Origin of the sequence: Streptomyces profundus, from assembly GCF_020740535.1 — a bacterium.
GTDB classification, from domain to species: Bacteria; Actinomycetota; Actinomycetes; order Streptomycetales; family Streptomycetaceae; genus Streptomyces; species Streptomyces profundus.
In genome coordinates this window covers 5881283-5893401 of sequence record NZ_CP082362.1, presented here as the reverse complement: position 1 = coordinate 5893401, position 12119 = coordinate 5881283, and the positions used below count along the sequence as shown (strand labels likewise).

11 protein-coding genes are annotated in these 12119 nt (G+C 70.2%); 10 read left to right on the top strand and 1 reads right to left on the bottom strand.

Annotated elements, in window-relative coordinates:
- The first annotated feature begins 168 nt into the window (after positions 1-168).
- Both K4G22_RS25995 and rfbB read left to right on the top strand, forming a co-directional pair.
- The gene (locus K4G22_RS25995) at positions 169-1236 is read left to right on the top strand and encodes a glucose-1-phosphate thymidylyltransferase (RefSeq protein ID WP_228082881.1); all 1068 of its coding nucleotides are present in this window, start codon (positions 169-171) and stop codon (positions 1234-1236) included.
- Positions 1233-2228 carry a dTDP-glucose 4,6-dehydratase gene (gene rfbB, locus K4G22_RS25990; protein WP_228082880.1) on the top strand — a complete coding sequence of 332 codons (996 nt, stop codon included), beginning with the start codon at positions 1233-1235 and terminating at the stop codon, positions 2226-2228. Before K4G22_RS25995 ends, rfbB begins: the two co-directional genes overlap by 4 nt.
- Positions 2229-2271: 43 nt before the next feature.
- Here rfbB and K4G22_RS25985 read toward each other — a convergent pair whose 3' ends face one another.
- Positions 2272-3681 (bottom strand): NDP-hexose 2,3-dehydratase family protein, encoded by a 1410-nt coding sequence (locus K4G22_RS25985; protein ID WP_228082879.1) that lies wholly within the window; start codon positions 3679-3681, stop codon positions 2272-2274.
- An 849-nt stretch (positions 3682-4530) separates the two neighbouring features.
- Between K4G22_RS25985 and K4G22_RS25980 the strand changes: the two genes are divergently transcribed.
- The 8 genes from K4G22_RS25980 (at position 4531) to K4G22_RS25945 (ending at position 12116) form a co-directional block, all read left to right on the top strand.
- Complete coding sequence (locus tag K4G22_RS25980; RefSeq protein ID WP_228082878.1) at positions 4531-7341, top strand: helix-turn-helix transcriptional regulator; 2811 nt, start codon at positions 4531-4533, stop codon at positions 7339-7341.
- 72 nt (positions 7342-7413) lie between these two features.
- The gene (locus K4G22_RS25975; protein ID WP_228082877.1) at positions 7414-8004 is read left to right on the top strand and encodes a hypothetical protein; all 591 of its coding nucleotides are present in this window, start codon (positions 7414-7416) and stop codon (positions 8002-8004) included.
- Between the two features lie 146 nt (positions 8005-8150).
- Complete coding sequence (locus tag K4G22_RS25970; protein WP_228082876.1) at positions 8151-8402, top strand: hypothetical protein; 252 nt, start codon at positions 8151-8153, stop codon at positions 8400-8402.
- Entirely contained in the window at positions 8365-8898 is a 534-nt protein-coding gene (locus K4G22_RS25965) for a DUF6879 family protein (protein WP_228082875.1), read from the top strand. The genes K4G22_RS25970 and K4G22_RS25965 overlap by 38 nt, the downstream gene beginning before the upstream one ends.
- A 5-nt stretch (positions 8899-8903) precedes the next feature.
- Positions 8904-9752 (top strand): helix-turn-helix domain-containing protein, encoded by an 849-nt coding sequence (locus K4G22_RS25960; protein ID WP_228082874.1) that lies wholly within the window; start codon positions 8904-8906, stop codon positions 9750-9752.
- Between the two features lie 259 nt (positions 9753-10011).
- The gene (locus K4G22_RS25955; protein WP_228082873.1) at positions 10012-10770 is read left to right on the top strand and encodes a hypothetical protein; all 759 of its coding nucleotides are present in this window, start codon (positions 10012-10014) and stop codon (positions 10768-10770) included.
- 21 nt (positions 10771-10791) lie between these two features.
- Positions 10792-11685 (top strand): phosphotransferase, encoded by an 894-nt coding sequence (locus K4G22_RS25950; RefSeq protein WP_228082872.1) that lies wholly within the window; start codon positions 10792-10794, stop codon positions 11683-11685.
- The gene (locus K4G22_RS25945; RefSeq protein WP_228082871.1) at positions 11628-12116 is read left to right on the top strand and encodes a class I SAM-dependent methyltransferase; all 489 of its coding nucleotides are present in this window, start codon (positions 11628-11630) and stop codon (positions 12114-12116) included. Before K4G22_RS25950 ends, K4G22_RS25945 begins: the two co-directional genes overlap by 58 nt.
- The last annotated feature ends 3 nt before the right edge of the window (positions 12117-12119 follow it).

Below are 12119 nucleotides of genomic sequence, written 5' to 3'. Positions count from 1 at the left end.
CACACGGCGACGGCGGGGGACGCGTTCCCCCGCCGAGCACCACCCGGGTGGGTTGGCCGGCGGCCTTCCCCGAGCGGGAGCGACGGGCGCTCTCCGACCCACCCCACCGGCCCCGCGTGCGCCACGGCGCGGCCACGGGGCGTCCACGGAAGGAACCCGATCACCGGCATGAAAGCACTCGTACTCGCGGGCGGTACCGGCAGCAGGTTGCGGCCGATCACGCACACCGCGGCCAAGCAACTCGTTCCGGTGGCGAACAAGCCGGTGCTCTTCTACGGCATCGAGTCGCTGGTCGCCGCCGGCGTCACCGACATCGGGATCATCGTGGGCGACACGGCCGCCGAGATCCGCGCCGCGGTCGGCGACGGCGGCGACTTCGGCGCCAAGGTCACCTACATCCCGCAGCACCAGCCGCTGGGGTTGGCCCACGCGGTTCTCGTCGCGCGCGACTATCTCGCCGACGACGACTTCGTGATGTACCTCGGGGACAACTTCATAGTCGGCGGGATCAACGACCTGGTGCGGAAGTTCCACGACCGGCGGCCCGACGCCGACATCCTCCTGACGCATGTGGACGACCCACGGGTCTTCGGCGTGGCCGAGCTGGACGAGAGCGGCCGGGTGGTGCGTCTTGAGGAGAAGCCGGAGAAGCCGGCCAGCGACCTGGCGTTGGTCGGGGTCTATCTGTTCACGCCGGCGGTGCACGAGGCGGTGCGGGCCATCAGCCCCTCGGCGCGCGGCGAGTTGGAGATCGTGGACGCCATCCAGTGGCTGATCGACCAGGGCCTGGTGGTGCGTTCCACCACCATCTCCGGCTACTGGAAGGACACCGGTAACGTCACCGACATGCTGGAGGTCAACCGGTCGGTGCTGGAGACGGTGGAGCCCTGTCAGCACGGGACGGTGGACGCGGAGACGGAGATCATCGGCCGGGTCCGCGTCGAGAGGGGCGCGGTGGTGTCGCAGTCGCGGATCGTGGGCCCGGCCGTGATCGGCGCGGGCACGACGGTGCGGGGCTCCTATGTCGGCCCCTCCACCTCCGTCGCGGAGAACTGCGTGATCGACGGCAGCGAGATCGAGTACTCCATCGTGCTTGAAGGCGCCTCGATCGAGGGCGTCGGCCGGATAGAGGCCTCGTTGATCGGCCGGAAGGTGCGGGTGACGCGCGCCGGCCGGGCGCCCCGCGCGCACCGCTTCATCCTCGGCGACCACAGTAAGGTGCGGATCACCCCATGAGAGTCCTGGTCACCGGCGGCGCCGGTTTCATCGGGTCCTGTTTCACGCGCATGCTCCTCCAGCCGGGCGCCCCGCTGTCGGCCGCCGGCGTCACCGTGCTCGACGCGCTCACCTACGCGGGCAACCGGGACAACCTGGCGGCGGTGGCCGACGATCCCCGGCTGACCTTCGTGCACGGCGACATCAGGGACGCCGACCTGGTCCGCGACCTGCTGCCGGGACACGACGCGGTGGTGCACTTCGCCGCCGAGTCCCACGTGGACCGGTCGATCGAGGGCGCCGCCGAGTTCGTCAGCACCAATGTCGGCGGCACCCAGACACTGCTGGACGCGGCGCTGCGGCAGCCGTCCACCACGTTTCTGCATGTCTCGACGGACGAGGTCTACGGTTCCCTCGCCGAGGGGTCGTGGACGGAGGACCATCCGCTGCTGCCCAACTCCCCCTACGCGGCGTCCAAGGCGTCGTCGGACCTGATCGCGCTGGCCTACCACCGCACCCACGGCCTCGATGTGCGGGTCACCCGCTGCTCGAACAACTACGGGCCCTACCAGTTTCCCGAGAAGGTCATCCCGCTGTTCACCACCCGGCTGCTGACCGGCGGCGAGGTGCCGCTGTACGGCGACGGGCGGAACGTGCGGGACTGGCTGCACGTGGAGGACCACTGCCGGGCGCTGGCCGCCGTGTTGCTGGGCGGGCGCGCCGGCGAGGTCTACAACATCGGCGGCGGCGCCGAGCTGTCCAACCGGCAGCTCACCGAGCGGCTGCTGGCCGCCTGCGGCGCGACCTGGGACCGGGTGCGGCAGGTCGCCGACCGCAAGGGCCACGACCTGCGGTACTCGGTGGACTCCACGAAGATCCGCGAGACGCTCGGCTGGGCCCCCCGGCACACCTTCGACCGGGGCCTGGCGGCGACCGTCGACTGGTACCGGGAGCGTCGGGACTGGTGGGAGCCGCCGCACGCCGAGGCGGCCGGCCCCTCACCCGCGCGCTGACGCCACCGCGCGGCCCGGCGGTGCGTCCGCCGGGCCCCGCCCGTCAACCGGCCGTGGCGAGCGCCGCGTTCAGGCAGGCGAGCAGCGTCCTGGCCTCCACGTTCACATAGTGCCCGTGCTGGGCCAGCGAGGTGAGCTGGCCTGGCGTGACCCAGCGGAACTCGGCGGGCGGCGCGAGCGCCGTCTCCGCCTCGTCCGCGTGCACCAGCAGATAGCGACTCTCGGCGTTACGGAACCGGCCGCCCTCCTCGGAGTGCACGGCCTCGTACCAGACGCGCCCCGGGTCGGCGTCGATCACCTGGTCGAGGAAGAGCGGGCGGCGCTCGGGCGGATGGTGCGCGTGGTTGCGCGGGGTGGACTGCACCGTGGGGCTGAACTCCGCCGGACTGCGCAGCCCCGCCTCGGCGCGGGCGTGCGTCAGCACATGCAGAACGCCCTCGAACCGCCGGGTCAGAAAGGCCGTGACGCCCAGGCCGTGCGGCTGGAGCAGCGGCTGCGACCAGCCGGTCACCTCGCGGTTGCCCGCCTCCACGGAGACGCCCAACACCCGGAAGTACCGGCCGTCGTCGTGGTCGATGGACTCGTCGCCGCGTTTCCAGTCGCGAACCTCGTCCAGCGGCATCAACTCGGCCCTCACCTCCCGCCGACAGCGCGCCTCGGTGATCCAGGAACGCAACTCGGCGTCGGTGTGGAGCGCGCCCTCCTCGCCGTCGGGCAGCGGCGCGCAGGCCAGCACCGTGCGGGAGTCCATGTTGATGACGTTGTCCTGGTGGAGCAGCGCGGCGATCTGCCCGAACGTCAACCACCGGTAGTCTGCGTCCTCTGGGACCTCGCCGATCGCCTCCACGATCATGTTGCGGTTGCTCTTGCGATAGAACCAGGAGCCGTGCTCCGACTGCATCGAGTCCACCAGCACCCGGCCGCGCTCCGGCTCGGTGAAGAAGTCGATGTACTTCACCTTCGCGCCCTTGTGCACCCGCCGGTAGTTGCTCCTGGTCGCCTGGACGGTGGGCGAGAGCTGGAGCAGATTGACGTTGCCCGGCTCCATCTTGGCCTGCATCAGGCAGTGGAGCACCCCGTCGAACTCCTTGACCAGGATGCCGAGGATGCCCACCTCGGGCTGGCAGATGATGGGCTGCTCCCATTCCCGGTGCACCCCCGAGTCCTTGTGGACCCGTACCCCCTCGACGGAGAAGAAGCCGCCGCTGCGGTGCCTGAGGTTCCCGGTCCCCGGCTCGAACGACCAGCCGTCCAACTCGGCGAACGGCACCGGGTCGACGCGGAAACGGTTCGCGCCCGCCCGTTCCGTCAGCCAGCCCGACACGTCCTCGGTGCTCAGGTCGGCACCCTCGGTCGTCGCGGCCGAGCTGGCGAAGCGGGCGGCGACCGACGGCTCGCGTCGCGACCGCAACACGGGGCCGCTGCCTGCGGGCGGGGCCAGTGGAATGGACATCTCGCAGCTTCCAATCGGCGTTTCCACGGTGTTCCGGGCGGAAGCACCCACCCTCGCAGGGCATTCGAGGAGGGAATTGCTTGCCGCTCGGCCGTATGAGCATCGGCGGATGAGAGTGACGGAAGGAATAAGATCTGCGCGGCCATTGCTTCCGCAAAGCCCCGGCCCCGTTGGGGTTCTGACATGGCTTCCGGGACGCCGAACCCGGACGAAGCCTACTGATCGGAAAAGGCGCACAGACACCCCCTAGAGCCCCCTAGGGGTGGACCCCTGGACCAGCCTCCACCCCACCCCTGGCGGTGACTCTCCGCCACACCGCGTCTCGCCCGCCCCGCCGGACAGGGCGCCCGAGACCGGCGGGCCGGACCCGGCACCATCGACATAAGCGCTTGTCAGAGCGGGTCCCGGGGCCTTCGCCCGCACGCCTCCACACCACGGTCCGCCACGTCGGAGAACACCGGGTGCAACCGCCCTGACCAGCCAAGGGCCCTCCCGACGCCCCCTGCACCCCCTCCTGCCGCCCGGCTCGACCGCCCCGAGAATAGGGGGGTCGCGTCAAACCCACTAAGGGTTTACAGGGGAGGGAGGCGCAACTAAGGTGCAAATCCTAAGCGAGTTGGGGGAAATTCGTGACCGGCCTTCACGCGAGGGAACGAATAGCGACGAGGGCGTTGCATCGGCGGCACGTGGCAGCACGTGCGCCGCAGCGTTGAGTTGCTGTTTGTCGTCAACGCCGGTCAACGGGGAGAGCCATCAGCAAAGGCGCCCGCAGTCGCGGTTGCGCCGCAACGACCATGCCGGCGTTCCCCCCTCATCGTGGATGCGGTAAATCGGGGAAAGGCATCGGCAGTGGCGTTGGTAGAACGTGACCACGAACTGAGAACACTGAACGAGCTGTTCGCGGAGACCAACCGCGGACGCGGCAGGATCGCACTCGTCAGCGGAGCGGTGGCGAGCGGCAAGTCCGAACTTCTGCACGCGCTCATCGACGAGTGTGCCGAGCGCGGCGCGCAGGTGCTCACGGCCACCGCAACACGCGGCGAGTCCGACGCGCCGTTCGGCGTGCTGCGGCAGCTCCTCGACCAACTGGAGCTGCCCGCCGAGCTGGCCGCCGGCCTGGCCGAGCCCAGCCTCAGCCAGGAGACACTCCAGATGGTGGCCACCGAAGTGGCCAGGCACGGACGTGCCGCGCCCCTGCTGGCCTGCGTCGACGATGTGCACCACGCCGACGAACCGTCGCTCGCCGCGCTGTCGCAGCTGGTCAAGCGCTTCAGATCGGTGCCCATGCTGCTGGTGCTCACCGAGTCCTCCTCCCACTGGTCGGTGCACCCGGCACTCCGCATCGAGCTGGTCCGCCAGACCAACTTCCGGCGCGTCCGCCTCGCCCCGCTCAGCCTTGAGGGCGTCGCCGAGGTCCTCGGCCGACACCTCGCGCAGCCGGCCGCCTGGAACCTGGCCCAGCGCACCCACAGCGCGACGGGCGGCAACCAACTCCTGGTCAGGGCCGTCGTGGAGGACTACATCGACGCATCGGAGCCGGCGGAGCCCGACGGCCCGCCCACGCTGGGCGAGAGCTTCCGCCAGGCCGTCCTCACCTGCCTGCACCGCGGCGCTCCCGAGACCCTCCAGGTCGCCCAGGCGCTGGCGGTGCTCGACACCACCGCCTCGGCCGACCGCGTCGCCGCCCTGCTGGACCGCCCCGCGCACATGGTGACCCGGGCGCTCCAGGCGCTGGCGTCGGTGGGACTGGTCGAGGCCGGGCACTTCCGCCATCCGCAGGCCCGCGCCGCGGTCTACGACGCCTTCACCACCGAGCAGTTGACCGAGCTGCACACCCGCGCCGCCCGGCTGCTGCACGACGCCGCCGGCGACGCCACCGAGATCGCCGACCACCTGGTGGCCGCACGGCACGTCGAGGAGGACTGGGCGGTCACCGAGCTGCGGCGCGCCGCCGAGAAGGCCCTCGCCGAGGACGACGAGGCCGCCGCCTCCCGCTACACCGAGTTCGCGCTGTCCGCCCGCACCGACCCCCAGCAGCGGGCGACGCTGCGCTTCCTGCTCGTCCAGGCCGAGTGGCGCGTCAACCCTGAGGGCGCCGCCCGTCATCTGCCGCTGCTGTACCAGGCGCAGCGCGAGGGCGGCCTCGACCCGGCCCAGACCGCGGTGCTGCTGCGCGCCGCCCTCTGGTACGGGCATCTCACGGAGGCGCGCGAGCTGGTCGCCTGGCTGACGCGCCCCCAGGACAGCGGCGGGGGAGGCGTCGAACCGTTCACCAGCACCGTGGCCTGGCTCCGGCACGACTACCCGCAGTTCCTCCAGCCGGTCGCCGACAGCGCCGCCAGGATCGCGGCGATGCCGCTGCCGGAACCGGGCCAGATCGGCTCGACGCCGCCAGGCCAACAGGCCCAGGCCACCACGATGTTGAGCGCGCTGCTGAGCAACGGCCGGGACGAGGACGGCCGCTGGACCCGGGTGGCCGAACAGATCCTTCAGACCACCACGCTCTCCGACGCGGCGCTTGAGGCCATCATGGCCGCGCTCCAGACGCTCATCGTCACCGAGCAGCTGGCCACGGCGGCACGGTGGTGCGACACCCTGCTGGAGGAGGCCAGGGAGCGCGACGTCGCCTGGTGGCAGGCGGCGCTGTCCAGCTGCCGCGCCGAGATCTGCGTGCGCAACGGGGAGTTGGCCGACGCCGAGCACCACGCGCTGCGCGCCCTCAAGCTCGTCGGGGTCCGCGGCTGGGGCGTCGCGGTGGGCGCCCCCATCAGCGTGCTCCTCGAAGTGGCCGCCGCCATGGGCGACTTCGAGAGCGCCCGCAAGTACCTGCGGGAACCCGTGCCCGAGGCCCTGTTCGAGACCCGCTACGGGCTGCCCTACCTGCGGGCCCGGGGCCGCTACTACCTGGCGACCGGCCAACTCCAGGCCGCCCTGGAGAACTTCCGCTACTGCGGCGACCTGATGCTCGCCTGGGAGCTGGACGCGCCGGCCTTCGTGCCGTGGCGCAGCGACCTCGCCGAGGTGTACCTGCGGCTGGGCGAGCACGAACGCGCCCAGCAGCTCGCCAAGGAACAGATCGACAGGTCGGGATCGTCCACCTCCCGCGTCTACGGCTACTCCCTTCGCGTGCTGGCCGCGACGGCCAACCGCAGGGCGCGCCTCGGGATGCTCAAGGAGTCGGTCGAGGTGCTTCAGGCCCGTCGCGACCGGCTGCCGCTGGCGCAGGCCCTCACCGACCTGAGCCGGGTGCACCACTCGCTCGGCGACTTCGGCAAGGCCCGGATGATCTCGCGGCGGGCCCGGCGGCTGACCAAGGAGTGCCAGGCCCAGCGCCCCACCCCGAAGGAGGAGGCGGTGCGGTCAGGGCAACTGCTGATGGTCGTGCCCGAGGACACCGAGACCTGGACACCGGAACCCCCGCCCCACCCCCGCCCCCGGCCGGCCGAGTCCGCCGAAGGCCCCGTGCTGACCCTCTCGGAACGCCGGGTCGCGACGCTGGCGTCCCTCGGCTACACCAACCGGGAGATCTCCGGAAAGCTGCACATCACGGTGAGCACCGTGGAGCAGCACATGACCAAGGTCTTCCGCAAGCTGCGCGTCAAACGGCGCACCGACCTGCCGGTGGACCTCGAACTGCGCGAGGAGCGCTCCGCGCTCTGACGCCCCCGCCGCTGCCGCCGGGACCGGCGGCAGCGGCGGTACGCTGGGCCATCGCGATCGAACGGGGGGCCGGTGCGGGGGCGACGGCTGATATCGGGTGTCCAACACGCCAGCGTCGGCGGGCTGTTGGTGATGTGGTTGATCTGCCTGCCGGTGGCGGCGTTCGTCGTCCAGCTGGTGGAGGACGTCCCCGTGCGGGGAGCACGGGTCGTCGCGGCGGCCTTCGACCTGCACGGCGAGCGGGGCACCGTCACCATCGTCGAGTCACGGGAGGTCCGCGAGGGCGGCGGCCGAGGCGGCAGCCACATGGCCACCCACTGCTTCGGCGTCTTCACCCCGTCCGACGGCGACCCACCCCTGCCCGACACCCGCGTCCACGTCGGCGGCTGCGAGGAGGGCAAGGTCGTCGACGCACGGCTGATCCGCGAGGACCTGAGCAGCTGGGTGATGCCCAACGAGCAGGACGAGGCGTACACCTTCGGCCACGGCTGGGGCACCCCCCTGCTGCTCTTCCTCTTCATGGGCGCCTTCCTCCTGCTCGCCGGCGGCCCCTTCGTCCTCTGCGCGATCCTCTTCCCCATCATGATCACCACCACCCTCATCCACCGCGCCCGCACAGACGCGACCGCCTCCGCCGACGTCACCGACACACGAGGGGGGTGACGCGGCGCAGGTCAGTCCACCTTCCACCGCCGGAATGTCGTGGGTGGCCGGATCAGGGCCCGCGCCAGACCCGCGCCGTTGACGCGCCGTCGCCCTTCCTGGAGAGTCTGGCGGTCCCCGCACTGCGCTTGCCTCGGGAGGCCGCCGTGGTTCTACGGTTCATCGGTATCGACCCGGAAACCGGCGGAGGCAACTGCCCCGCCGTCTGGCTCGACGACGCCAGGAAGGAACTGGTACTGCAAGGATGGCGAGCCGACGATGAGATGCTGGCGCACACCCAACGTGACAGCCCCTTGCCCGACAACGAGGCGGTCATCCGCCTCCCGTACCGCATGATTGACATCATCAGGAAGGCCATCGATGACGCAGAAGCCATCGACCGTCCCCAGCTTCGATGAGCTGCTGTCCTCCGCTGAACGTTCGGCCCTGCACCTGGAAATGCGCGATACGTACGCCGTCAAGGAGGAGGCACAGGAGCGAAGGTTGTGGGAGTCGGGGAGATGGACTCCTGCCGATGGCCAGAAGGCCCTCGCCAGTTGGATGAACCTGGTGGCCAGTACTACGGCTCGCGGGGTGGTCGTGCGTCGGGCACGCATCGTTTCCGAACCTGTCACCAGCTACGTCCGTTACGAACACGCGCTCACCCCCCTGAATATCGAAGCCGGGGAGAGCGTGCGGTGGCTGGCACGCCGGCGAGCCATCGGTATCCCGTTGCCCGCCGCGGACTTCTGGCTCATTGACGAGCGGGTGGTGCGCTTCAACCACTTCTCCGGCGAGGGTGAGGCCGTCGAACCCGAGATGAGCCACGCCGCCGATGTCGTAGCGCTGTGCTCCTCCGCGTTTGAGACGGTGTGGAGTCGGGCCGTCCCCCACGAGAAGTACGCGATTTCCTGATCTGCATGGCCGCGTCAACGTTCTCCAGCGCCCAAGCGGCCCGTGAGGCCCTTGCCGCACGCCTGGCGCACCTTCGCCAGGATGCCGGCCTCACCGGCCGCGAACTGTCGGCCAGGTGTGGTTGGCACCCAGCGAAGACCACACGCATCCAGAAGGCCAGGATCACCCCCAGTGACGCGGATATCCGGGCTTGGTGCACGGCGTGCGACGCGGAAGATCACGCCGTCGACCTGATCGCCACCGCCAGGACTGTGGACTCCATGTATCTGGACTGGCGCCGGCTCCACAGGACCGGGATGCGGAAGACCCAGGAGGACTTCTACGGGCTCCACCAGCAGACGGAAGTCTGCCGCTCCTACGTCTCCAACGTGGTCCCCGGCTTTCTTCAGACACCGGCCTACGCCACCGCGCTGATGAGCGCGATCACGAGCTTCCAGGGCACGCCCGACGACGTCAGCGAGGCAGTGGCCGCACGCCTGGCCCGCGGGAGATTACTTCGTGAGGTAAACCACCGCTTTGTGATCCTCATCGAGGAGTGGGTGTTGCACTCGCGGGTTGGGTGCGAGAAGACCATGGCTGATCAACTCTCGTACCTGCTCGCGGTCATCCCGCTCGCTTCTGTCTCGCTCGGGGTCATTCCCATGACGGCCCGACGCTCTGTCTGGCCGCTCGAAGCCTTCACCCTCTACGACCGAGGCCGAGCCGTGGTCGAAACGCTGACGGCCGAGATCAACGTCACCCGGCCTCGGGAACTGGCCGACTACTTCAACGCGTTCGGAGAGCTGGCGCGCATGGCCGTCCATGGCGACGACGCACGAGCCCTCATCAACTCGGCGCGTGACTCACTGGGGTGAACGATCCGCAATCATCCGCAACTTCGTTGAGTGCTGTCGGCCATCCTCTCTACGGTTGTTGACGAACCGGACGCCCCGTCCGGCTTCATCCGGTCCGAGCACCCCATGTCACGGGGCCACGCGTGCCCGTCCATGCCACCCGGTGTCCCCACCGCCCTCCGGCGCATGTCCACCGCTGTGGCTCCGCCCTGCCCGAGAAGCCGCCACCGCGTCTGCGGCGGATTGTTCACTCATCCAGGAGTTCAAGGAGGTCGCACATATGACCGCTACCGCCCCACCCACCATCAGCGTCGAGCTGCCCGAGGCGTTCGACCCGCGCTGGTCCCGTCTGCCCGGTGTCACCGTGGACGGACCTGCCCTGGCCATCGATCCGGCCGAGTACTTCTTCCGCTTCGACTCCGCCTCCTGGCTGATCTGCGAATGGCACCTGGTCCGCGATCAGCTCCTGAACGTGGCGGAGACGGCCGAAGCCGCCCTGGAGCAGACCGCTCTGGAGTTCATCCGGAGCAACGGTCGATCCACCACCGATGCCGCCGAGGTACTCACCATCGCTTGGCAGGTGTACTCCTACCTGTTCCGCGACGAGTTGCTCCCGGTCAGCGGCCTGGCGCAGATCGGCCGCGACGAGCTGCGGATGCTGCGTGAGGCCGCGACGCTCATGGCGCTGAACAAGGTCGAACCGGACGGCACCATCTCCAACATCGGCCCGTGCTGGTTCTTCCCCGCCGCCACTTCGGTTGTCTTCGACCTGGACGAGACGACCGGCGGCATGATCGACGAGGTGTACCACAGCACGTGGTTCAACGAGTCGCGCCGGGTGGAGTCCATCAAGGCACACGCGGCCCTCGGCGGCCGGCTCGTGCACGGCTGCCAGTCCGTTCCCGACCAGTCCGGAGGCGCCTGCCTGCCCTACGGCGCCTCCGTCGAGACCTTCCGCACTGACCTGCGAGCCTTCCGCGACGAGTGGCTGACGGCCGTGTACGCCTGCCGCGTCAGCGGCATCCCGACCAACAGCTGACCGCCGAAACGGAGTTCTCCTATGGACACCACGGATGTGACCGCCCTGCTGCCCGGCCTCCTGGCAGACGCGGGCCTGCCGAACAATCCGGTTCGCCAGCCGATCCGGGTCTGGGCCCGCTCCGGCGTGGAACGCCTGACGTTCCCCCGCGCCACGTCCGTGGTGTTCAAGTACGCCGAAGCGCCCTTCGACCGCGAAGACCACGCTCTCGGAATCGCGGCAGCGGCCGGGCTCCCCGTCCCAGCCGTTCACGCCGCCCGCCACACCGAGCGCCTGTTGGGGATGCTGATCGAAGACCTCGGCGAACCGGTTCGCGAGGCCGACGACCTCGACGGCGCCACCGCGGCCGTCCAGATCCACCGCGTCGCCGCCCAGGGGCTGCCTCGCCTCGGTGAGGCCGAACTCTCCGCCCTCCCGCAGAAGATCGCCCGCCGCCTGGCCCGCTACGGCGCCACCGACGACGCCCACTCCGCCGCGACCGCTCTGACCCGTGCCGCCGACGTCCGCGCCAAGGGTGCCGAACTGCCACCGTTCGGGCTGGTGCACTCCGAGTTCCACCCCACTTCCCTCCACGTGAATGCTTCGGGCCTGCGCGTGCTGGACCTGGCGCGCGCCTTCACCGGCCCCGGCCTGCTGGACCTGGCCTCCTGGCACGGCACCACCAGCGCCCCCGACACCGACCGCACCCACACCCTCATCAGCTCCTATGTGCGGGCCGGCGGCCTCGCCGCCGAAGTCCTGGCCGAGCGGGGTGGCCTTGACGTCGCCTCCTGGGCCCTGGGGTGGCACCGTGTCTGGGTGGCCGAGTGGTTCACCCAGCAGATCGGTCTGGGCTGGGCCGAAGGAGCCGAGGACAGGTGGACGACCGTCATCACCCGCCACGTCCTGGACGCCGCCGAGCTGCTGAACGTCTGATCCCGCCCAGCCGTCTGGAGCTCACCAGGCGGCCCGGCGTCGGCCCCGACGCCTCGCTTCTCGGCGACCTGACCGGTGCCCTGGTGGTCGAACTCGGCTGCGGCAGCGGCCACAACCTCGCCCACCTCACCACCCGCGGCGCCCATTGCATCGGCATCGACCGCGACCCCTTCAAGGTCCACCGAGCCCGCACCCTCTATGGCCACCTCCCCCGCCTGCGCTTCCGCCACGGGGACGCCTCAGATCAGCTGCGCAGGCTACCGACGGGCTCCGCCGACGTCTGTCTCTCGATCTTCGGAGCGTTCTCCTTCGTCGCTCCCCGCCCGCTCCTGGCCGCCACCGCCAACGCGCTGCGGCCCGGTGGACAACTCCTCATCGTCCTTCGCGCCGACGACCACCACGACTACCTCACTGTCCTCACACGACGCTGACCA

Bases quoted from the DNA above. Each gene is read 5' to 3' on its own strand.
- K4G22_RS25985 (WP_228082879.1), bottom strand. From the start codon at position 3,681: ATGTCCATTCCACTGGCCCCGCCCGCAGGCAGCGGCCCCGTGTTGCGG.
- rfbB (WP_228082880.1), top strand. From the start codon at position 1,233: ATGAGAGTCCTGGTCACCGGCGGCGCCGGTTTCATCGGGTCCTGTTTC.
- K4G22_RS25950 (WP_228082872.1), top strand. From the start codon at position 10,792: ATGGACACCACGGATGTGACCGCCCTGCTGCCCGGCCTCCTGGCAGAC.
- K4G22_RS25960 (WP_228082874.1), top strand. From the start codon at position 8,904: ATGGCCGCGTCAACGTTCTCCAGCGCCCAAGCGGCCCGTGAGGCCCTT.
- K4G22_RS25995 (WP_228082881.1), top strand. From the start codon at position 169: ATGAAAGCACTCGTACTCGCGGGCGGTACCGGCAGCAGGTTGCGGCCG.
- K4G22_RS25955 (WP_228082873.1), top strand. From the start codon at position 10,012: ATGACCGCTACCGCCCCACCCACCATCAGCGTCGAGCTGCCCGAGGCG.
- K4G22_RS25965 (WP_228082875.1), top strand. From the start codon at position 8,365: ATGACGCAGAAGCCATCGACCGTCCCCAGCTTCGATGAGCTGCTGTCC.